Below are 21,715 nucleotides of genomic sequence, written 5' to 3' on the forward strand. Positions count from 1 at the left end.
ATCGATGCGAACCCGTCCGCCCCTGCGTTCGTCGCTCATCTACGCCTCCTTCCTGTCCGGCATGATTTCCACGCACCTGATGTCGCCCGCCGGAACGAGGATGCTCCTGTCCCCGACCCCGTGCCAGGCTCCCTCTTCGTCCACCCGGTAGACCTTCTCGATGTAGAGGTCCCGCTCCTTCGGGTCGGAGGACGCGAACGACCGCGCGCCCATGAATCCCGACACCTTGCTGCCGTCCTTCATGGTGACCGTCACCCACGCGGCGGGGAACTGTCCGAACGTCCTGTCCCACGCCGTGGGGATCACGTGGACGGTCTGGAGGCCGAGCCTGACGAGCATGTTCCAAGTCCACCCCCGAGAAGCGTTGACCCCCAGCACGGAACCGAACAGCGCCGGTCCGACTACCGTCCAGAGGAACAGCGGCAGCGCTCCGCTCGTCGGGGCCAGCCCGCGGGTGGCCAGCCACGGCAGGAAGGGCGCGAGGAGGCCGTAATAGATCGTCGAGAGGGTGAAGAAGCCAAGAATGGCGTCCTTGGTGGTGTCCATTCGCCCGGTGAGGAATTGCGCTCGCACGAAGAGTGCAATGAGGCCCGGCGAAAGGAAGGCAGCGACGAGCGCCAGCTGCTCCAAGGACTTGACGTCACCCATCCCGACCTCCCACCCACGGGTGAGTATACCGAGGATTGAAGACTGCTGCCGGTCTTCGATGAACGCAGGCGATGCTCTCAGTCGTTTGAACACCTAAGCGCGCGCTACAAGCCCCGAGTAGCACCTCCCTCCTGACCGTGGATCTGTTAAATTACCCACGGTAATGTCAGTTACCGCTGGTAATCGCCTTGGCGCGGACCTAGCGTCCCGGGCGAAGCCGGAAGAGCGTGGGACAAGGTGGCGACCGGAGGCGAGGATCGCGCGTCGGCTCGGGTCACTGTTGCGCGGCGCCGGCCGGCGCCGGTCAATCGGTCAGCGATTGTTCTCCCGGAACCGCCGTCGGATCTACCGCCCGACATTGCGGAGCGTCTCGAGGCGCACGCTCGCAGTGCCCGCGGCGCACTCGCACCGGAGACGGAACGCGCGCTCCGCAAGGCTTCGGCCGCCTTCACGGCTTGGGCTGCAACCGAACGCGCTTCCCCGTTGCCCTGCACGGCCGAGACCGTCGCGCGCTACGTGGATGATCTTGCGGAGCGTGCGTGCAAGCCCGCGACGATCCGGCAGGCCGTCTGGGCGGTCGGCACGATGCACCGCGCGGCCGGCTTGACCGACCCCACAAAGGCCGAAGAGGTCCGCCTCGCGCTGAAGCGTATGACGCGTTCCCTCGGCACCCGCCAACGCCAGGCCGCGCCCGTCGGCGAGGACGATGTGCGCCTTCTTCTCCGTCTCGTCGGTCCGGAACCGTCCTTGCGGGTGCAGCGTGACGTCGCGCTCCTTCTGACGATGCGAGACCTCCTCGCGCGTCGATCCGAGGCAGTTGCACTCGACGTCGAAGACGTCACGTCCAGCCCTGACGGAAGCGGCACTGTCCTCATCCGTCGCTCGAAAACCGATCAGGCCGGCGAGGGCGAGGTGCTGTGGCTCTCGCCTCGCACGATGACCCACCTCAAGCGCTGGCTCGACCTCGCCGCCATTGAGGCGGGTGCGATCTTCCGCGCGATTAACAAGGCGGGTCGCGTGATGCGACGTCTTGCTTCGGGAGCCGTACCGCCGATCGTGAAAGGCCTTGCGGCAACTGCTGGCCTCGATGCTTCAGCCTTCTCCGGCCATTCCGCGCGTGTCGGCATGACGCAGGACCTTGCAGCGGCCGGTTCGGAACTCCCCGCGATCATGCAGGCGGGGCGCTGGAAATCGCCAACGATGCCCGCGCGCTACGCAGAGCGGCAGTTCGCGGGGCGAGGTGCGGTCGCGCGATACTATGGACGGCGTGGGGATGGATCACCTTGAGACCGTCCTGAGCCGCGTCGTTCGTCTCGCGCGGCACCGTCCGGAAATCCACCTTTCCGGACACAGCCACCATACCAAACTGAGTTCTCGTGGGCAATTCAGCGCCCGGACGACCGCGGCAGCGGACACGACAACGCTACCGCCGAACGCACCGTTACGAAATGGCCTTGACCAGCTTCATTCCGGCTGCTGCAGCGTCCAGCGCGCGATCAATGTCCGGCTCCGCATGGGCACAGCTGAGGAACATGGTCCGGCAGGGATGGATGTAGGCGCCTGCCCGTGCCGCGCCGACGCAGAAGGCACCGATCTTCGACAAGTCGGAATCATCGTCGAAGCGTAGAAGAGGCATGTGCATCGGCCCAGACTGACGGAGGGCAACGGAATGCAGGCGGGCCAATGCCGTAAGGCCGCCGCGGAAGTAAGCGCCGAGGGCTTCCATGTCGGTGATCATGCCAGTGTCCAACTCATCAAGCGTCGCGACCGCCGCGGCCATTGGCGTCGCCGCATGCGGCCAGGGCGCGGTGGCAAGGACGCTGGCAGCCGCATCGCGGAGCGGCTCCGCACCGGTCACGGCAGCAAGGGCGCGTCCGTTCGCGATGACGCGGCCGAGAACCGACAGGTCCGGCCGAACTCCCAGACGACTCCAACTTCCTGATGGGTGAAGCCGCAGCCCCCCCTTTTCCTCATCAAGGATGAGGACCGCGCCGGCACCGTCGCACAGCGAACGCGCGGCCTGTACGAAGGACGGCTTGGGCATCTCGTGGTCAACGGCGTCGTCGTGTCGGAAGGCAGTGACCACGATGGCGGCAAGATCGTTCCCCGCAGCATCGGCCGCCCCTCGCAGTGAGGTCACGTCATTGTATACGAACCGCAATTCGGGGCGTGACACTCGGCCGCTCACGTTAGGCGGGGCAGGCCGACTGACGTGGGCGGAACCGAGCGCCACGGCGATGCTCCGCCGCCCGGTCGCGATCCGGGCGATTCTCGCACAGGCTGTGAGCGCCGCCGCCGCGTCGCTCCGGAACATTGCCCAGTCAGCCCCGATACAGCGATCCACGAGCCGCTCCGCGAGCGCCACCATCACCTCGTTTGGCCCCCCCAATCCGTCTCCGAGACGAGTCTGCCTCGTCACCGCGGCTTCCACCGAAGGATGATGATGGCCGAGAATCGCCGCTCCTCCGGAGCAGGCCAGATCCACGTACTCTCGTCCGTCGACATCCCAAACTCGTGCTCCCCGGCCCCTTGCGAGGAAGATCGGAAATCCCGGAGGAAGCCTCCAGGCGCGCGAGATGGTGTCCACACCCCCTGGCATGACGCGACCTGCGCGCGCACGAAGGTTCTGTTCGGGTGAGACGGCGCTCATCATCGCCCGTTCCCCGACTCACATTGCGGGGGCGCTGTTCTCTCGGCGGTTGCAGCGGCGATGGCTACACTTCCAGCCGTGCGCTGGCCGCCTTCGAGCGCGGGAGCGGAGCCTTGCCGGAACCCTCCGCTTTTCGGCTCAGTCGCCCGACGAAGGACTGCTCTGCCGCTTCTCGCTTGCGGGTCTCCTCCTCCAGCCACTCCACGAGCAACATACCCCAACGGATGTCAGCTTCCATCGCCTCGCGTGCCGCGACGGGCCGCCCTTCCCGGAGTGCGGAGAGAACGTCGTAATGGCGGTGCCTGTCCTTCGAGAGCTCCCGCTGCGGCACCGTGTCGTGAAAAACCTTCAGCAAGGATCCCATCATCACCCACATGTTCTCGACGACGCCTGCGATCGTAGGCTGCGCCGCGATGGTCATGAGCGCGAAGTGAAAACGCCGGTTATGGAGGCTGGCAAGCTTTGCATCCCTCTCGGCGGCCGCGATGAAGTCTTCCTGGATGCGTTCCAGATCGGACAGTTGGCGCTCGGTAATGACCTCTCCCGCCCGCTCCGTCAGCACGCCTTCCAGCAGGATGCGGACGGTCTGGATTTCACGAAGTTGACTGACCGAAAGGATCGGCACCTGCACGGAGGTCGCCGCCTTCAGCTCCAGCGCCCCCTCGCTGACCAGCCGGAAGATCGCTTCCCGGACCGGCGTAATGCTCGTGCCAAGTTCCGACGCGACCGTCGAGATGCGGATGCGCTCGCCCGGCTCGTACTGTCCGTCCATCAGGGCGTTCCTGATCAGCCGGTGCACGCGTGACGAGAGGCTCTCGTGTTCAATGTGTTCAAGGCTCGGGATGGTCTGTCTCCTGATGCCAGGAAGCGCCGCAGGGTACCGAGAGGTGCTGTTCAGGTCGCCGCGATTTCCATCGCCCGGCGTCCCTCCTGCACTGCCGCGATGTCTTCCAGGTGGCTCATCGCGGTGACGAGGTCAGCCTCGGCGAGGACGCGACCGAAGTTGCGCGTGTGGGGCGCGGCGATGGTCGGGCCCGCGATGGCCGAAAGGACGTTTCCGCCGGGATCGGGCATCCCGAGATCGCCAAGGCTGCGGGGCAAGCCCACCTCCGCGTAGAAGGAGAGCAGGTCGGCCAGCTCGTCCCCGCGTGAACGGTCGAGCGCGACCTGGACGAGAACGCCGTAGGCGACCTGGAGCCCGTGAAGGACACCCGCGATCGGCTCGACGGCTGTGAGGCCGCGCGTCATCGCATGGGCGATCGAAAGCCCGCCGCTCTCGAAGGCAAGGCCGCTCATCAACAGGCACGCCTCCACGACGCGCTCCAGGGCCGGCGTCGGGGTGCCACCGCCCGCGACGTCTAGCGCCGCCGACGCGTCGGCACGAAGGATCTCCCAGGACGCTTCGGCGATGGCGAGAGCCATCCGCGGCGGTGTGCCGCCGAACATATTCACACCCCCTGCCGCGGAACAGGCTTCGGCCTCGAAGCGCTTGGCGACGGTGTCGCCGATCCCGGCGAGCAGGAGAACCCGGGGAGCCCGGGCGATCACCGCCGTATCGGCGATGACGGCATCCGGATTCGCCGGCAGGCGCTCCACTCCGGTGAGCCGGTGATCCGCGTCGTAGAGGACCATGATGTGGCTCGTCGAGGAGTCGTTCGACGCCACGGTCGGCAGCGTGATCAGCCGCGCCCCGAGACGGGAGGAAACGGCCTTGCCCGTGTCGATTCCCTTGCCCCCACCTGCGGCGACGATCACGTCAGGCGGCTCGGCTCCCCGGCATGCGGCGACGAGCCGTTCGATCTCCGGCAATGTCACCTCACCCGTGAAGGGCAGCGCGCGGAAGTGGAGACCAGCCTCCTGCGCCGCCGCCGCCACGGTGCTGCCGACCAGATCCATGACCTGCGCGTCCGCGACGAGACCGATGCTGCGGCCGAGTCGCGCCGCTTCCGTCCCAACCGCGCGTAGAGCGCCGGGACCCTGCACGTAGCGGCGAGGTGAGCCGAAGATGATCATGCGCGTCCTCCGGGCTGGATGGGGGCAGGGCCTCCGGGACTGGCGAGCCAGGATCGCAGCCGTCCGGTCAGGCGCGCGGTCGAGAGGCCGTACTTGTCCTGGAGGTAGGGAACGGAGCCGCACTCGATGAAGCGGTCGGGGATGCCGATCTTCAGGACGGGCCGGCATAGCCCCCTCTCCATCATGGCGTCGAAGACGAGGCTCGCGAGCCCGCCGATACTGACGTGGTTCTCGACTACGACCAGCCGGTCCGCAGCGGCGACGAAATCGACAACGGTCTCGGCGTCGAAGGGCTTGATCGTGGGCACGTGGAGCACGCCCGCTTCCACGCCGTCGGTTTCCAGAGCCCGGCACGCGTCGAGGCAGCGCTCGGTCATGAAGCCTGTCGAGACGATCGCTACGTCCGATCCCTCGCGCAAAGGCATCGTGCGGCCCGGAACGAAGCGGTAAGAGCGCGGGTCCAGCACCTGCGGCACCGCGCCCCGGAGGAGGCGGCAGTACACCGTTCCCGGGATGTCGGCGGCAGCTTCCGCGACCTGCTCCATCTCCGTCGCATCGCAAGGGTCGATGACGGTCATGTCGGGGATGGAGCGCATGAGACCGAGGTCCTCGATGGCTTGGTGCGTGCCGCCGTAGCCTGTCGTGATTCCGGGCAGGGCGGCGAACATCTTCACGTTCGCGCCCCCATGCGCGCACGCGATGGCAAGAAAGTCGTAGGCTCGCCGGGTCGCGAAGCAGCCATAGGTCGTGCAGTAGGGGACGTGTCCGGTGCGGGCGAGTCCTGCCGCGACAGTGACGAGCGCCTGCTCGGCCATGCCGACGTTGTGGAAGCGGCCGGGATGGGCGTCGCGGAACGGGTACACGTCGGTGTACTTGCCGAGGTCGGCTGTGAGGACGACGAGATCACCCCTCGCGGCCTGGGCCGCGAGGATGCCACGGGAGAAGGGGGCCATGACGGAGGGTCGGTGCTCCACCGTCTCCAGCTCCCCCATTCCGAGCGTACGCCCCTCAGCCATTCTCTGCCTCCAACTCGTTCGCGACGTCGTTCCACTCCTCCGGACCGATCCGGACGAAGTGAGCCTTCTCCCGTTGCACGAGGCGCCGGACGCCGAAGCCCGGCGTGGTCCGCATGACGATCATCTTCGGAGCCCTCGAGTCGGCACGGGCCCAGTGCATCGCGCCGACGAGCGCCGCCATGTCATTGCCGTTGATCTCGACCGTATCCCAGCCGAAGGCGCGCCACTTTCCCGCGACGGGCTCGATGTCCACGACCATCGGCCCATCGGCCTGGATGCCGTTGCAATCGCAGAAGGCGACGAGGTTCGACAGATGGAAGCTCGTCGCAGCCGTTGCCGCTTCCCAGGTGGATCCCTCCTGCAGTTCGCCGTCGGAGATCTCCACGAACGTGCGGGACGGGCGGCCCGCGATCCGGTGCCCGAGCGCGACACCGGTCGCGATGCCGAGCCCATGCCCGAGAGAACCGCCGGTCATCTCGACGCCGGGCAGGCGGCCCTCGATCGTGCTCATCTCCACGGGACTGCCGTCGGCGCCGTACGTCGGCAACAGCGCTCGGTCAAAGTAGTCGGCCTCGGCGAGGGCAGCCCAGAGGGCGATCGAGTAGTGGCCGGTCGAGAGATAGAAGCGGTCCCGATCGGCCCAGCCTGGATCGGCTGCGTCGTGACGCATCTCGTAGAAGTAGAGGACGGCGAGGAAGTCGGCGATGCCGAAGCCCTGGCCGAGGTAACCCTGGCCCTTTCCCGCCGCCTGAACGAGCATGTGGCGACGCAGGTTCAGCGCCTTGGCCCTGAGGAAGTCTAGCGGCGCCGTATCGGCGGGTGCGTTGACGACAGGCATTTTTCCCCCTGGACGACGCATGATATATCTTCCATCATGTGTCGCGCAAGCCGGGAATTGCCTCGGCTAGGGAGTGCAGGAGCGACATGGGCATCTCGGGCTTGACCCGTGTCGCGGTGCACCTCGCCCATCCGGCGGACCATGTGCGAACGCCCGGCCTCTTCAACACCCGCTGCGCGGAGCGTGGCGTGGACGCCGTTCTCGTCCCTTGGGACGTGATGCCGGCGCATCTCGCAGCTAGCGTTTCGGCGCTCCGCCAGGTCAGGAACCTGGCGGGCGTGGTGGTCACGATGCCGCACAAGCGGTCTGTCGCGTCGCTCTGCGACGAGCTGCATGGCGATGCCTCGGCCCTCGGAGCCTGCAACGTCGCGCGCAAGCTGCCGGACGGCCGTCTCGTCGGGAGCATGCACGACGGCAGCGGCTTCGTGGCCGGCCTCCGCCGCCGTGGACACGACCCGCGGGGTCGACGCGCACTTCTCGTCGGCGCGGGCGGTGCTGCCTCCGCGGTGGCGCTCGCCCTCGTTGCGGCGGGGGTCGCCCGCCTCGGTATCTCGAACCGGACGGCCTCCGTCGCCGCGGCGCTCGTCGATCGCATCCGCGGCGCCCACCCGGCGGCCGACGTCGCCGTCGTGCCGCCACGGGCCCAGGGCTACGACCTCGTCGTGAACGGCACCCCGCTCGGGATGCATGCGAACGACCCGTTGCCTCTCGATCTCGCCGGCCTCTGGCCGGACACGGTCGTCGCCGAGATGATCATGCAACCCGACGTGACGCTCCTCCTGCACGAGGCGGAGCGCCTCGGCGCCGTCGCGCATCGTGGCGTGCACATGATCACCGAACAGATCGACCTCATCATAGACGCCCTCCTCGCCCCGCCGTTTCCGCGCGATGGCGAGACGCCCTGATCCGAAGGAGCATCACGATGGACACGAACATGCCGACTGCCCCGTACCGGGCGAAGGCGATCCCCGCTGAGGGCGAGGACGGACTGTTCCGTCAATCCTGGTATCCCCTGTGCTTCTCGAAGGAGGTGCCCTCGGGCGGCGTCGTCGGCCGTGACTTCCTCGACGGTCGCGTCGCGATCTTCCGCGGCGCGGACGGGAGCGTGAGCGTCGTCAGCGCCTACTGTCCCCACGTCGGCGCGGACCTGTCCATCGGCAAGGTGGTCGGCGACAACCTTCAATGCGCGTTCCACCACTGGGAATATGACGCGCGCGGGGTCTGCGTGAAGACGGGCATCGGCGACCCACCGCCGCGCAGCGCCTGCCTCTTCAGGTTCCCGAGCCAGGAGCGCTGGGGCATCGTCTGGGCCTTCAACGGGGAAACGCCCCTCTTCGAGCTGCCGACACTCCCCTACGGCGAAGACGAGGTCCTCCTCGGCAACTACACGCTGCCTGAGCCGATGCGAAGCGATCCCTGGACCTTCGCCGCCAACACGCCGGACATGCAGCACATCAAGGTCGTGCACGGGGTGAAGTTCGGGGTGGCCGACCCTCACGACCTCCTTCGCTGGAATGAGTGGGGCCTCGAATACGATGTGAACGGCGTGCATCAGGGCAACAAGCCCATCGAATGGACCCTCGGCCTGCGCGGCATGTTCTTTTACCGCCACGGCACCTACGACGGCTTCTGGTGCGCGGCCATCACCGGTTTCAGCCTGCCCCGCCCGGGCCTTCACAACGTGTTCGGCGCCTACATGGTCCTGAAGGGTCCCGACGCCGAGGCGCAGCTGGCGGCGATGAAGGTCGTGTCGGAGCGCACCATCGCCGAGGACCAGCCGCTCCTCAACACCATCCGATACCGCCCGGGCCTGCTCACCGCGTCCGACAAGTCACTCGCGAAGTACCTCGTGCTGCTGAGGAACTGGCCGCGAGCGCACCCGTCTCAACCCTTCATCACCTGACCTTGCCACGCACGGAGCCAGATCCATGACAGCCACCGTCCTCAACCCGGCCTCACTGCCGTCATCCAACACGTACTCCCACGGGTTCGCCGTCGAGGGAGCCACCCGCACCATCTACTGCGCGGGCCAGGTGGGGGTGGACCGCGACGGCAACGCGCCGGCCGGCATCGCCGCGCAGACGGAACTCGCCTTCAAGGCCGTCGAGGCCATTCTCCGGGAGGGCGGACTGGAACTGCCGAACGTCGTGAAGACGACCGTTTTCCTCCTCGATCCGTCGGACTACGCGGAGTTCGCGCGGGTGCGCTCGGCGATGCTCGGCACCACGAAGCCTGCCTCGACCCTCGTCTACGTCAAGGCGCTCGTGAAGCCGGAGTGGATCGTGGAGGTCGAGGCCATTGCGGTCGGCTGAGATGGTTCCGGCCGCCTTCATCCCTGCGCCCCATGCGCCGGCAGGTCCGGCCGTACGGGTCACCTGCCGCACGGCGCGGGGCGCGGATTTGAGCCTGGCTGCACCATCGGGGACGAGTCTGATGGTGCTGCTTCGGGACTCCGGCGCGGGGGTGGACGGCGCCTGTGGCGGCAATCTTGCGTGCGCGACCTGCCACGTCGAGGTCGCACCGGAATGGGTTGGACGCCTGCCGCCCGCGCGCGCCGACGAGGTCGCGATGCTCGATTCTGTCGAAGGATTGACGCCGGCATCACGGCTCGGCTGCCAGATCATCCTGAACGAGGACATGGACGGCTTGGTCATCGCCGTACCGTAGGGGTACGGCGCGGCCAGAGGCCGGGAGAGGGGAAGATTGAGATGATGCGGACGATCGTGCGGCGCTTGCTCCTGCTCGCGCCACTCCTGGCCTCGGGCGTGTCGTCGGGGCCGGCCGCTGCCCAGAATGCGGTCACCTTCACGACCTTCGGCGGCATCACGCAGGAAGCAGCGGTAGAGGGCCTCCTCGCGGAGGCGCGACAGCTCGGTATCCGGGTCAATCCCGAGGTCCATGGCGGCTGGCCGGGCGTTCGCGCCCATCTTTCCGCGGGTGCCCCGGGCTGGGACATCATCTCGATCGGCTTCGCACGATGCGAGGCGGTGTCGCAGGCCGGCTGGCTGCGCCCCCTCGACTACGGCATCGTGGATCGCTCGCGCGTGCCGGAGAACCTTGCCCGGCGCGACTACGTCGGCATGTACACCTTCACCTACGGCATCGCCTACAACCGCACCCGCGTCCGTACTCCCCCGCAGAGCTGGGCCGATTTCTGGGACGTCTCGCGCTTTCCCGGGCGACGGGCGCTGATGGGTGAGGGGCTGTACGCGCTGGAGGCCGCGCTCATGGCCGACGGCGTGCCAGCGGATCAGGTCTACGCGACCCTGCGGACCCCCGCTGGCCTGGACCGGGCCTTTGCGAAGCTGGAGCAGATCAAGCGGAACGTCGCGATCTGGTGGCGATCTCCCGCCCAGGCGAGCCAGCTCCTCCGCGACGGCGAGGTGGACATGATCCTCATCACCAGCTCCCGGGCTGCCGACCTCGCGCGTGAGGGCGGCAATGTCGGCTTCGTCTGGAACCAAGCCTTCCTCGACGCGGAGTGCTGGATGGTCCCCCGCAACGCCCCGAACCCGGAGGGGGCGATGCGGCTGATCAACAGCGCACTGGACCCTCGCAACCAGGCCAACTTCGCGAACCGCATCGGCTTCGGGCCGATCAACCCCCGGGCCTTCGACACGGGCATCATCCGGCGCGACTCCATTCCGTGGCTTCCGACCGCGCCGGACAACGTCGGCCTCCAGCTGCGGGTTGACCAGGGCTGGTACGCCTCGGCCGAGGCCGATGCGGCCTACCAACGCTTCTCGCGCTTCCTCCAGCAGTAAAGGGACGGCAACAGATGGCGGATGCGGCGGATCTCCTGGAGCGGCACGCATCGGGGAGTCTGGCCCTGCCCGCCCCCGACCCGGCGAGACCGGCCGAGCTGCCCGCCATCCGGATCGAGGTGGCGCGGAAGCGCTACGGCGGCTTCCTCGCCCTCGACGACGTCTCGCTCGACGTCTTCCCTGGTGAGTTCATCACCCTGCTGGGACCGTCCGGCTCCGGCAAGACGACGTTGCTGAACATCATCGCGGGCTTTCAGGCGCCGGATCGGGGCATCGTCTCCTTCGGGGACCGCGACGTGACGGCCCTGCCGCCCAACCGGCGGGACCTCGGGATGGTGTTCCAGAGCTACGCCCTGTTCCCGCACATGACGGTCGGGGAGAACATCGCTTTCCCCCTGCGGGTCCGGCGCCTGCCCCGCGCCGAGATCCTGCGACGCGTGGCGGAGGTCCTGGAGATGGTGCGCCTGGACGGCTTCGCGGAACGGTCCGTCGCGGCCCTCTCCGGCGGCCAGCGGCAGCGCGTCGCGCTGGCGCGCGCCGTGGTCTTCTCTCCGCGCATCGTCCTGATGGATGAACCGTTGTCGGCGCTGGACAAGAACCTTCGGGAGCACATGCAGGTCGAGATCCGGCACCTGCACCGGCGTATCGGAGCAACCACGCTCTACGTGACCCACGACCAGCGCGAGGCGCTGACGATGAGCGACCGGGTCGCGATCATGAACCGCGGCCGCATCGTCCAGCTCGATACCCCGCGCGCCATCTACGACCGCCCGGCAAATGCATTCGTGGCAGGTTTCCTCGGGGAGACCTCCCTCATCCCCGTCACCCCGGATGGGGCAACGCTCCGTCTCGCGGACGGCTCGGCACTGGCCTGGGCGGGCGATGCGATCCGGGGCGAGCACATGGTCGTGGCTCGATCGGAACGGGTCCTCCTCCCCGGCGAGTTCCCGCCGGACGCGTGGCGTCTGCCCGCACGGCTCGAGGACGCGATCTTCCAAGGCGAGAGCATCCTCCTGCTCTTCCGACTGTCCAATGGCCTGCCCGTCAGCGTCCGGCGCTCGCTCCTCGGCTCCGCCTCGCCGCCCTTGCCCGACGCAGGCGCGCCGACGGAGATCGGTCTCGTGCCTGCCATGACACCCGTCGTTCCGGTCGTGCCTTGAGTGCGACGGCGGAAGACCTTTCCTCCCGCCTGAACCGGGCGGCCGACGCCGTCCAGGCAGCGGAGCGGCGGCGGCAGTTCGGCTACGGTCTCGCTGCCCTTCCGGGCGGCTTGCTCATGCTCGGGCTCCTCATCGTGCCGATGGGCTGGCTCGTCTTCGTGTCACTCAGCACCGCCGACGGCATCTCCCTCTCGCACTATCGGGCCGTCGTGACGGATTCGTCCTACCTGTCGAGCCTCTGGCTCACCGTATGGATGGCGACCGTCGTGACGGCCCTCTGCATCGTGCTTGGCTACGTTCTCGCCCTCGCCATCCTCGTCATGCCACCCGCCGCGCGCGGCCTCTGCCTCATGCTCGTCGCCCTGCCATTCTGGACGAGTGTTCTCGTCCGGACCTACGGCTGGCTCGTCCTCCTCCAGAACCGGGGCGTGGTGAACAAGGGCCTGCTCTCGCTCGGCGTGATCGAGGAGCCGCTGCGGATGATGCACAACGTCTTCGGCGCGGGGGTCGGCATGTTCCACATCATGCTGCCCTTCATGGTCTTCCCCCTCGTCGCGCAGATGCGCCAGATCGACGAGGCCTACATGCGGGCAGCCCTCGGCCTCGGCGCCCCGGTGGGTTACGCGCTCAGGCGCGTCTTCCTGCCTCTCTCCGCCCCTGGCCTCGCGGCAGGCGCGGTCTTCGTCTTCGTCCTGAGCCTCGGCTTCTACATCACCCCCGCGCTCCTGGGTGGCGGCCGGACGATGACGGTCGCCATCGTGATCGAGCGGGACGTGAACCTGAATCGGGACTGGGGCCCAGCGGCAGCGGTTTCCGTTCTCTTCGTCCTCGTCATCCTCCTCCTCCTCGCCCTCATCCGACGCTTCGTGCCGCTCGATCGCGTGGTCGGCGCGGATCCCGCGACATGAGGGACGTCATTCCCCTCGGAGGGCGCCTCGCCCTCTACGCCGTCACGGCCCTCCTTCTTGCCTTCCTCGTGGCGCCGATCCTCCTCATCGTGCCCATGTCCTTCTCCGGCACTCGCTACCTCGACTTTCCGCCGGTGATCTGGTCGTTCCGCTGGTATGAGCGGCTGTTCGGGTCGGCACTGTGGTCCAATGCCCTGGTGCGAAGTCTCCAGGTCGGCGCCATCACGGCCCTCCTCGCGACGCCGATCGGCGTGCTCACGGCCTACGCCGCGCACCACGCACGGTCCCCTGCGGTCCAGGCCGTGCGCGGCATGATGCTGTTGCCCCTCCTCACGCCCCACATCGCGATCGCCCTCGGGGTCTTCTACCTCTACGTCCGGCTCAACTGGCTCGGCTCGTTCTGGGGCTTGGTCGCGGCGCACGCGATGCTGGCACTGCCCTTCGTCGTCATCACGACGCTCTCGGCCCTTCGATCCTCGGACCCGGCGCAGGAGCGGGCGGCACTCAGTCTCGGCTGTGGTCGCCCCACGGCCTTCCTGCGCGTCACCTTGCCGCAGATTGCGCCGAGCATCCTCTCCGGAACCCTGTTCGCCTTCGTAACCTCGATGGATGAGGTCGTCGTCTCGCTCTTCATCGCAGCGGGGCAGAACACGACGATCACGAAGGTCATGTTCTCCTCCCTCCGGGACGAGCTGGATCCGACGATCGCCGCGGTGAGCACCGTCCTTACCGCCGGGAGCCTCGTGGTTGGACTCGCCTTCGTCGCGCTCGGTGCCGCCAAGCGGCGGAGGCGCGCATGACGGTCGGCTCCGCGCTCGCCGGAGCGGCGCTCCCGCCGGATGCCTCGGTCGTGATCGTCGGGGCGGGGCAGGCCGGGTTCGCCGTCGCGGCTGCGCTGCGGGACCTCGGCTTCGGGGGCAAGGTCGTCATCGCCGGGGCGGAAGATCACGCGCCGTACCAACGGCCGCCACTCTCGAAGGAGATGCTCGCCGGAACCTCGGACGAGGGAAGCCTGGCCCTTCGTCCCGCCGCCTTCTACGCGGAGCGCTGCATTGATCTCCTGCTCGGCTCCCCCGTCGTCGGCCTCGAACGCGACGCGAGGCAGGTGACGCTCGCGTCCGGGCGGCGGCTTCCCTACGACCACCTTGTCCTCGCAACCGGTGCCCGCAGCGGGCTGCTTGCTGTTGGCCACCCTCCTCCCGTGGGGGTTCACTCGCTCCGGACGCTCGATGACGCGCGGGCACTGCGCGCGGCGCTAGCACGCCCCGGTCGCCTCCTCGTGGTCGGGGCAGGTTTCATCGGGCTCGAAGCGGCCGCCGTTGCGGTGCGGTCGGGCTGGGACGTGACAGTCCTCGAATCGGCGGATCGGCCCATGGCCCGCTCGGTGTCGTCGGAGACGGCGGCGGCCTTCCGTCGCCTGCACGAGGCGTCCGGCATCCGTTTCCGCTTCGGCGTGCGGGTGACGGACCTTGGCCTGAGGGATGGACGGGTAGCCTGGATCGAGACCGACCACGGCATCCATCCTGCGGATCTGGTGCTCGTCGGCATCGGAGCCGTGCCGAACGTCGAACTCGCCGCCGCCTCGGGCCTCCGCGTCGAGCGCGGCATCGTGGTTGATGCGACCCTCCGCACGGACGACCCGGCCGTGTCGGCAGTCGGCGACTGCGCGGCCTACGCCCTGGCCGATGGGCCCGCATGCCTGGAGTCGGTTCAAGGTGCCGTGGACGGGGCGCGCTGCGTCGCGGAGCGCCTGATGGGACGACCACGCGCATTCAATGCAGTACCCTGGTTCTGGTCGGACCAGGGGGGCGCGAAGCTCCAGATCGCGGGGGTCGGCAGGGGGCACGACCACCGCGCCGTCCGGGGCGATCCGGAAACCGACGGCTTCTCCGTGTTCCTCTACCGCGGCGGGCGACTCCTGGCCGTCGAGTCGATCAACCGCCCGGCTGAGCATGCTTTCGCGCGCCGCATCCTCGCCTCCGGGCGGCACCCGCCGCCGGAGCAGGTCGCCGATCCAAGCTTCCCACTCCGCGCAGCCCTGGCGGCGTGACCGGGACCATATCATGACCGGCTTGCCGTTCCGTCTCCGCCTTCCCGTCTGCGCCGCCCCGATGTTTCTCGTCTCCGGCCCCGACCTGGTCGTCGCCGCGTCTCGCGCAGGCATCATGGGAGCCCTGCCGACCTCGAACGCGCGAACGACGCAGGAACTGGAGCTGTGGTTCGACGCGATCCGCACAGGACTGTCGGATCGGCCCGGGCCTGCCGTCTGGGCCGCGAACCTCGTCACGCACAGTAGCAACGCGCGACTCGCGGCTGACCTCGAACTCGTCGCCCGGTATCGGCCACCCGTCGTCATCACCGCCCTCGGCAGCCCACGCCCCGCGATCGACGTCGTCCATGCCTACGGCGGCCTGGTCATCGGCGACGTGACGACGCTGCGGCTCGCGCGGAAGGCCATCGCGGCCGGCGTGGACGGGCTCGCCTGCATCTGCGCCGGGGCGGGCGGGCACACCGGCGCCCTGTCTCCCTTCGCGTTCATCTCGGCCGTCCGCGCGACGTTTGACGGGCTGATCATCGCGGGCGGTGGCGTCGCGGACGGCCACGGCATCGCGGGCGCGATCGCGGCTGGGGCTGATCTTGTCTATGTCGGCACGGCCTTCATTCCGGCAGAGGAGAGCGTCGCCCCGCAGGAGCACAAGCAGCTCGTCGTCGATGCGACGCTGGAGGACCTCGTCGTGAGCGCCGCCTTCACCGGGGCGCCCGCGTCCTGGCTCAGCGCCTCCATACGCGGGGTCGGGATGGACCCGGACAGGTTGCCGCCGGACCTCGCGGGCTACGCGGGTGACGTCTCGAAACGCCCGAAGCGCTGGAAGGAGGTTCTCAGCGCGGGACAGGGCGTGGGCGCCGTCCATGGCATCGTCCCCGTGTCGGCCATCGTGGACCGGCTGGAGAGCGAGTACCGCGACGCGACCGCGCGCGCGATGCGTCTGTTCCATGACGCCGCAGCGGTGTCCGCGTGACCGAAATCGCGAATGCCCCGTGCGCCGACCTGCCTCTCCGGGGAATGAGGGTCTTCGACGCGACGATGGGGATCGCCGGCCCGCATTGCACGCGGCTCATGGCCCTCGCCGGGGCCGACGTTCTCAAGATCGAGTCCCCTGCCGGCGACTGGTGCCGCGCCATCGGACACGCCCTGGACGGTCACGGCTCGTACTTCGCCACCTACAACCGGGGAAAGCGGAGCATCGTGCTGGACCTGAAGACCCTGCCGGGCCGGGATGCCGGCGCACGGCTCGCGGCGTGTTGCGACATCATCGTCGAGAGCTTCCGGCCCGGCGTGATGGCCCGGCTCGGCCTCGGCTATGCGGAGCTCGCGAAGAAGCACCCCGGTCTCGTCTACGTCTCGATCTCTGGGTTCGGGCAGGTCGGCGCGGCGGCGCAGCGCCCCGCCATGGATACGTTGATCCAGGCGGCGAGCGGCTGGCTCGACCTGACGCGCGACGAGGCGGGGAGTCCGGTGCTGATGGACCTCGTCGCCATCGACGTGCTCACCGGCCTTTATGCGTTTCAGGCGGCGCTCCTCGCCATCCTCGGTCGCAACCTCGACGGCCGGGGTCGTCACGTCGACGTCAGCATGGCAGGCGCTGCGAGGTCCTTCCTGGCGCCACGGCTCGCGGACGAGGCGATTGCCCCGGCGGGAGCGCCCCGGCGCTTCGACGCGCCGATGGGGGTCTGGCCGACCGCGGAGGGCTGGCTTGCTCTCGTCGTAAAGGATCAGCCACAATTCGCGCAGCTCTGCGGCCTCCTCAGGCGCTCCGACCTGGCCGCTGACGGGCGGTTCGCCTCGCGCGAGGCGCGCATGTCGCATGCCGCGGAACTACGCTCCGAACTCGCCGTTGCCCTCGCCACCGCCGACGCCGCGGAATGGGAGGCTCTGCTGACCGGCGCGGGCATCATGGCCGCCCGCGTGCGGACCGTGCGGGAGGCGCTGGACGAGGGGGGGACGGCGAACCCGGCCCGCCGGCCTGGGCCACGACCGGCCTGGGCCGCAGCCACCCCGACCTCCGGCCGCCCGGCTTTCCCCCTGCAGATTCCCACGGCGCCGGGGCGCCGCGGCTCGGCCAGCACACGGACGAGGTGCTCACGGCGGCAGGGCTGTGGCCCCTGTCCTGATGCGCATGCGGGACGTGACCGCAGGGCGCGGTTCCGGGACGATCACGGCGGACGCTGCGGCTTCGGCGATCCTCGATGGACCCACGCGTGGCCGGGGCGAGGTCTGGGCTGGGCGCGCATGGCTGCTGCCGGCTCTCATGCGCCTTGCGGCGAAGCGCTCGGCACGTCTCCTGCGGAACGCTTGAGTTCAACGACGAAGTGATGGCTGAACCGAGTTCGTCCGGATGGGCATACGCCGTAGGGATTACGAGGTAGCCTCGATGGCGGGTGGGGCGAGCTGTATCCGCATCCCTCGCCGCCGCTCCTGGAGGCGTACCCTCCCATGATGCGCGCGACCTGAGCTGGATACCAACGCGTCCCACGGCCGGATGGTGTCGGCACTCCGCGCGCGTCGAGGGCGTGCGCGAGTTCCTGGAGGGTGGAAGCACCCGCCCTGGCCGCGTAACCCGAGCCAAACAGCCTCCGGCGAACCCGGGACGGTTCAGTTTCCGGTTTCTGCGCAACTCTGACGCGTCGCCCCCGGCCACTTCGCGACGAGAGTGGCGGGTTAAGCCGGCACATGGACGCATGGGATCGTGCGACGGTCGCGACCGTCCTGTCGTGATCGTTCAAGACCCGTCGGGGTGCGCACCATACCTTCCACCCGAAGGCAATGCGGGGGCGTTCGATGACGACGGACCGGGTGACCGTGAATGGCCGGGCGGCGACGGTGCCGGCGGGGTGGCAGGACGAGACGCTCCTCTCGTTCCTGCGCTTCCGCCTCGGCCTCGCGGGCGTGCGTTTCGGCTGCGGCGTCGGCCTGTGCGGGGCTTGCACCGTCCTCGTGGACGGCCGCGCGGAGCGCGCCTGTCTCCTCCCGGCCGCTGCGGCGACCGGTCGGTCCGTCACGACCGCGGAGGGTTTCGCGGCGGCGGGCGGCGCGCCCGCCGCCGTGCTCCGCGCGTGGGAGGAACTGGCCGTCCCCCAATGCGGCTACTGCCAGTCCGGTCAGATGGCGCAGGCTGCGTCGGTTCTCGTCGAGCGGCCCCGGCCGGGGCGGGACGACGCCGAGGCGGCGATGGCGGGCGTCCTCTGCCGGTGCGGGACGGCACCGCGCATCCGGATCGCCCTCGAGCGCGCCGGCGCCATCCTCGACCGGGGAGCCTAAGGTGGCCTCCCGCATGGGGCGGCGCGGCGCACTCCGCGGCCTCGCGGTCGTCGCGCTCGCCCCGGCGCTTCCTGGGTGCGCCGTGCTTCCCGTCTTCCCACCGCGTCCGGACCCCGCCGACACCGAGGCGGCGGCGGGCTGGGTGGGGTTGGCGGCCGACGGCCGCGTCGTCCTCCAGGCGCCCCGCCAGGAGATGGGACAGGGCGTGCTCGCGGCCCTGCGGCGGATCGTCGCGGCGGAGATGGAGGTCCCGCCCGAGGCGATCGAGGCGCGCCTTCCCGATACCGGCGCAATGCCGCCCGTCCGCGCGACGGTGGGGAGCGAGAGTCTGCATCTCTTCGCCGAGCCGCTCGCGCGGGCCGCCGCCGCGCTGCGGGAGGAGCTGACGCGCCGGGCGTCGGCGCGACTGACGGTGATTCCGGCCCAGCTCCTCCGCACGCGCGATGGCTTCGCGGCAGCGGGCAGCGGGGCCGTGTCGCTGCGGGACCTTGCGGGTGGCAGGCCGGTGACGCTGGGCGCGGCCGCCGTGCGCGACGCGCGACCGCGCGGCCTGCCCATTCCCCCAGTCGCCGGCCCGGCCCCGGAACTCGCCGCGGTCCTTCTCGGCGTGCCGGCCTTCGCCGCGGACGGCGCCCCGCCAGACCTGCTGCACGGCGCCATGCTCCGCCCGCCGCGCCTCGGCGCGCGGCTGCGGCGCGCCGTCCCGGGCGGCGCCCCCGCTGTCCCGGGCTTCGCGGCCTTCGCCGCCGGCGACGGGTGGGCCGGCCTCGTCGCGGAACGCCCCGGGGCCTTGGCCCGCGCCCTCGCCGCCGCCGAACCGGCCTGGGAGGGCGGCTCGGAATGGGGTGCGGCGGAGCTCGCCCGCGCGGTGGACGTGGATGCCCGCCTCGCCGGACGCGGGAGAACCTCCCTCCCCCACCGGCTCCTCGACGGCGAGCTCCGCCGCGCTGCTCCGTGGGACGTGGACATGCGCCTGGACGTGCCGATGGCCGCCCATGCCGCCATCGAGCCCCGCGCTGCCCTGGCCCGCTGGTCCGCGGACCTTCGGCGGCTGGAGGTCACGGCCGGCACGCAGGACGCCTTCTTCGTCCGTGCGACCCTCGCCCGCCATCTCGGGCTGCGGGAGTCCGACATCGTCGTGCGCTCGGCCCGCATGGGCGGCGCGTTCGGCGGACGCTCCGTGCCGAACGTCGAACTCGAAGCGGCGCGCCTCGCCCGGGCGGTCGCGCCGCGCCCGGTTCTCGTGCAGTGGACCCGCGCCGACGAGTTCCGCGAGGCGTTCCACCGCCCGCCCTCCTCGCACCGCGTCCGGGCCCGCCTCGGGCCGGACGGGCGCATCGCCGCGTGGTGGCACGCCTTCGTCTCGGGGCACGTGATCTTCAGCGCCGCAGCCATGCCCGGGTGGCTGCAGGGGGCGGCGAACGCGGTGACGGGGGACACGGGGATCTCGCGCGGCGCGCGGCCGCCCTACGCCATCGGGGAAGCGCGGGTCGAGTTCGACGCGGTGCGGCTGCCCGTGCCGACCGGGCCGTGGCGCGGCCTCGGCGCCGCGCCGAACGCTTTCGCGATCGAGGGCGCGATGGACGCGCTGGCGATGCGGGCGGGCGCGGACCCCGTGGCATTCCGGCTCGCCCACCTCGGGGCGGAGCCGCGTCTCGCGGCCTGCCTCCGGCGCGCCGCGGACATGGCGGGTTGGGGCCGTCGCACCCTCCCGCGCGGCCGCGCACTCGGCGTCGGATGCGCGCCCTACAAGGACGCCTCCTGGGCCGCGGTCGTGGCGGAGGTCGAGTCCGACGGGCGCGGCAGCCTCGCCGTGACGGGGCTGTGGTGCGCGCAGGACAGCGGGCGGGTGCTCGACCCGGACCGGGTGCGCGCGCAGGCCGAGGGCAACCTCGTCTGGGCGCTCGGCTCTGCCCTGAAGGAGGAGCTGACGCTGGCCGGGGGTGCGGTCGCGGCGGCGACCTTCGCCGACTACCGCTTGCCGACCCTCCTCGACGTGCCGAGGACGCTGGACGTGGCACTCGTCGACCCCCCGCCCGGCGCGGGGTTCGGGGGAGCGGGCGAGACGGCGCTCGGGCCCGCGCTCGCGGCTATCGCCAACGCCGCATCGAGCGCAACGGGGGAGCGGCTGGTGCGCCTGCCGCTGCGCCCGAACGGGGCAAGGCGGGCCGGGCAGCGCGCGGCGTGACGGCCGGGCGCTTCGCCTCGGCCGGTATGTTCGCCCTCGTCCTTGACGGGCTGCGGCGACAGGGGATCGCGTTGCCCGTGCCGCCTCCCGTCGGCGTGCTTCATGCCGCCCCGCCCCTCCTGGCGCACGGCCGGAAGCGCGACCTCCTCGGCGCGGTGATGACGGCGCACGGGCCGGTCGCCCTCCTTTGCGTCGGCGAGGCCGTGACGGGCCAGGGATTCCAGCCGATGCTGCACGCGCTTCTCCGCGCCCGCGGCCCGGAGGACCTGATCCGCCGGTGGATGCGCCTCGAGCGCTACGCCCACTCCCACCATCGGACCATCGCCGACCACCTCGATGCGGCGGGCGCCGCGCTGCGCCACGTGGCCCTCGACGGGCCGCCGCCCTCGGCCGCCGAGGATATTCTCGTGCTCGGCGTGTATGTCGGCCTGCTGCGGGCGCTGGGCTGCCGGAACGTGGCCGGCGCGGTGGGCCGCGTTTGCGTCGCCTTGCCGGATGGAGGCTGGGACGCGGAGGGGGCCGCGAGGTGCGTCGCCACAGGCGACACGGCGACGTGGCGCCTCTCGTGGTCGGTGGCGCCGGTGCCGGAAGCGCGCCCCGCCGACTTCCCGGACCCGCTGGATGCGCCCGCAGTGTCCTTCGGCAACTGCCCAGAGGCGCCCGCCGTCGCCGCGCTGCTGACCGACGATCCGGGCCGCCAACTGCCTCTCCACGACGCCGCCATGGCGCTCGGGCTGTCGCCCCGCGCACTTCAGCGTCGGCTCGCGTCGCACGGGCTCACCCTCGGCGCGGTGATCCGTGCGGTGCAGGTGCGCCACGCCTGCACCCTGCTGAGCGGCGACGACCCGCTGCCCGCCATCGGTTTCGTCTGCGGCTTCTCCGACCAGGCGCACTTCACCCGCGCCTTCCGTGCGCGGCTGAACATGACCCCGGGCGCCTACCGCGCCCTCGTCCGGTCTGGGGAGCCGCTCAGGTGCAGCGCGGTCGGTCGCGCCGGGATGAAGGAGGTGTCCCGCGACGCTCCCCTGGCCGACGCATCCGGCGGAGCGTTCCGAAGAGCGGGAGTGACCCTGCTCGGACGTTCGGTGCGGCCGACAGGGGTGCGGGCTCCCGCACGCGCCGCGCCACCGCCCCGGCCGCATCACCGCAACCCGGAGGAGACAGGACCGTCATGACTACCCCCGGGCCGTGATCGGCCCCCAATGGGTGG

At 70.2% G+C, this 21,715-nt stretch carries 21 protein-coding genes; 15 read left to right on the top strand and 6 right to left on the bottom strand.

The genetic code is table 11. The features are described 5' to 3' along the window. Positions 1-39: 39 nt before the first annotated feature. Positions 40-648 carry a DUF6338 family protein gene (locus ACE7GA_RS26855; RefSeq protein WP_376100963.1) on the bottom strand — a complete coding sequence of 203 codons (609 nt, stop codon included), beginning with the start codon at positions 646-648 and terminating at the stop codon, positions 40-42. A 237-nt stretch (positions 649-885) separates the two neighbouring features. Between ACE7GA_RS26855 and ACE7GA_RS26860 the strand changes: the two genes are divergently transcribed. After that, positions 886-1,935, top strand: a complete 1,050-nt coding sequence (locus tag ACE7GA_RS26860; protein WP_376100965.1) for a tyrosine-type recombinase/integrase — start codon at positions 886-888, stop codon at positions 1,933-1,935. A 154-nt stretch (positions 1,936-2,089) separates the two neighbouring features. Here ACE7GA_RS26860 and ACE7GA_RS26865 read toward each other — a convergent pair whose 3' ends face one another. From ACE7GA_RS26865 to ACE7GA_RS26885, 5 genes are all read right to left on the bottom strand, one after another. Further along, positions 2,090-3,235, bottom strand: a complete 1,146-nt coding sequence (locus tag ACE7GA_RS26865; RefSeq protein WP_376100967.1) for an aminotransferase class III-fold pyridoxal phosphate-dependent enzyme — start codon at positions 3,233-3,235, stop codon at positions 2,090-2,092. A gap of 127 nt (positions 3,236-3,362) precedes the next feature. Then, positions 3,363-4,097, bottom strand: coding sequence for a GntR family transcriptional regulator (locus ACE7GA_RS26870; protein ID WP_376100969.1), 735 nt, complete (start codon positions 4,095-4,097; stop codon positions 3,363-3,365). 95 nt (positions 4,098-4,192) lie between these two features. Then, positions 4,193-5,311 (bottom strand): glycerol dehydrogenase, encoded by a 1,119-nt coding sequence (locus ACE7GA_RS26875; protein ID WP_376100971.1) that lies wholly within the window; start codon positions 5,309-5,311, stop codon positions 4,193-4,195. After that, the gene (locus ACE7GA_RS26880; RefSeq protein ID WP_376100973.1) at positions 5,308-6,327 is read right to left on the bottom strand and encodes a transketolase family protein; all 1,020 of its coding nucleotides are present in this window, start codon (positions 6,325-6,327) and stop codon (positions 5,308-5,310) included. Before ACE7GA_RS26880 ends, ACE7GA_RS26875 begins: the two co-directional genes overlap by 4 nt. After that, the gene (locus ACE7GA_RS26885; RefSeq protein ID WP_376100975.1) at positions 6,320-7,165 is read right to left on the bottom strand and encodes a transketolase; all 846 of its coding nucleotides are present in this window, start codon (positions 7,163-7,165) and stop codon (positions 6,320-6,322) included. The genes ACE7GA_RS26880 and ACE7GA_RS26885 overlap by 8 nt, the downstream gene beginning before the upstream one ends. A 101-nt stretch (positions 7,166-7,266) precedes the next feature. Between ACE7GA_RS26885 and ACE7GA_RS26890 the strand changes: the two genes are divergently transcribed. From ACE7GA_RS26890 to ACE7GA_RS26955, 14 genes are all read left to right on the top strand, one after another. Further along, positions 7,267-8,070 carry a shikimate dehydrogenase family protein gene (locus ACE7GA_RS26890; RefSeq protein WP_376100977.1) on the top strand — a complete coding sequence of 268 codons (804 nt, stop codon included), beginning with the start codon at positions 7,267-7,269 and terminating at the stop codon, positions 8,068-8,070. Positions 8,071-8,087: 17 nt separating this feature from the next. Further along, complete coding sequence (locus ACE7GA_RS26895) at positions 8,088-9,068, top strand: Rieske 2Fe-2S domain-containing protein (protein ID WP_376100979.1); 981 nt, start codon at positions 8,088-8,090, stop codon at positions 9,066-9,068. 25 nt (positions 9,069-9,093) lie between these two features. After that, positions 9,094-9,477, top strand: a complete 384-nt coding sequence (locus ACE7GA_RS26900) for a RidA family protein (RefSeq protein WP_376100981.1) — start codon at positions 9,094-9,096, stop codon at positions 9,475-9,477. Position 9,478: 1 nt separating this feature from the next. After that, on the top strand, positions 9,479-9,832 hold the full coding sequence (locus ACE7GA_RS26905; protein WP_376100983.1) for a 2Fe-2S iron-sulfur cluster-binding protein: 354 nt from the start codon (positions 9,479-9,481) through the stop codon (positions 9,830-9,832). A 41-nt stretch (positions 9,833-9,873) separates the two neighbouring features. Continuing rightward, the gene (locus tag ACE7GA_RS26910; protein WP_376100985.1) at positions 9,874-10,929 is read left to right on the top strand and encodes an ABC transporter substrate-binding protein; all 1,056 of its coding nucleotides are present in this window, start codon (positions 9,874-9,876) and stop codon (positions 10,927-10,929) included. A 14-nt stretch (positions 10,930-10,943) separates the two neighbouring features. Continuing rightward, complete coding sequence (locus tag ACE7GA_RS26915) at positions 10,944-12,089, top strand: ABC transporter ATP-binding protein (RefSeq protein ID WP_376100987.1); 1,146 nt, start codon at positions 10,944-10,946, stop codon at positions 12,087-12,089. Continuing rightward, complete coding sequence (locus ACE7GA_RS26920) at positions 12,086-12,997, top strand: ABC transporter permease (RefSeq protein ID WP_376100989.1); 912 nt, start codon at positions 12,086-12,088, stop codon at positions 12,995-12,997. The genes ACE7GA_RS26915 and ACE7GA_RS26920 overlap by 4 nt, the downstream gene beginning before the upstream one ends. Continuing rightward, entirely contained in the window at positions 12,994-13,797 is an 804-nt protein-coding gene (locus tag ACE7GA_RS26925) for an ABC transporter permease (RefSeq protein WP_376100992.1), read from the top strand. Before ACE7GA_RS26920 ends, ACE7GA_RS26925 begins: the two co-directional genes overlap by 4 nt. Next, complete coding sequence (locus ACE7GA_RS26930; RefSeq protein WP_376100994.1) at positions 13,794-15,047, top strand: NAD(P)/FAD-dependent oxidoreductase; 1,254 nt, start codon at positions 13,794-13,796, stop codon at positions 15,045-15,047. Before ACE7GA_RS26925 ends, ACE7GA_RS26930 begins: the two co-directional genes overlap by 4 nt. Positions 15,048-15,060: 13 nt before the next feature. Next, positions 15,061-16,017 (top strand): NAD(P)H-dependent flavin oxidoreductase, encoded by a 957-nt coding sequence (locus ACE7GA_RS26935; protein WP_376100996.1) that lies wholly within the window; start codon positions 15,061-15,063, stop codon positions 16,015-16,017. A gap of 44 nt (positions 16,018-16,061) precedes the next feature. Beyond that, positions 16,062-17,372, top strand: coding sequence for a CaiB/BaiF CoA transferase family protein (locus ACE7GA_RS26940; protein ID WP_376100998.1), 1,311 nt, complete (start codon positions 16,062-16,064; stop codon positions 17,370-17,372). 465 nt (positions 17,373-17,837) lie between these two features. Beyond that, on the top strand, positions 17,838-18,317 hold the full coding sequence (locus tag ACE7GA_RS26945) for a (2Fe-2S)-binding protein (protein WP_376100639.1): 480 nt from the start codon (positions 17,838-17,840) through the stop codon (positions 18,315-18,317). 1 nt (position 18,318) lies between these two features. After that, complete coding sequence (locus tag ACE7GA_RS26950) at positions 18,319-20,505, top strand: molybdopterin cofactor-binding domain-containing protein (RefSeq protein ID WP_376100641.1); 2,187 nt, start codon at positions 18,319-18,321, stop codon at positions 20,503-20,505. Positions 20,506-20,582: 77 nt separating this feature from the next. Next, positions 20,583-21,680, top strand: coding sequence for a helix-turn-helix transcriptional regulator (locus ACE7GA_RS26955; RefSeq protein ID WP_376100643.1), 1,098 nt, complete (start codon positions 20,583-20,585; stop codon positions 21,678-21,680). The last annotated feature ends 35 nt before the right edge of the window (positions 21,681-21,715 follow it).

The organism is Roseomonas sp. CCTCC AB2023176 (genome assembly GCF_042259275.1).
Taxonomy (GTDB): domain Bacteria; phylum Pseudomonadota; class Alphaproteobacteria; order Acetobacterales; family Acetobacteraceae; genus Roseomonas.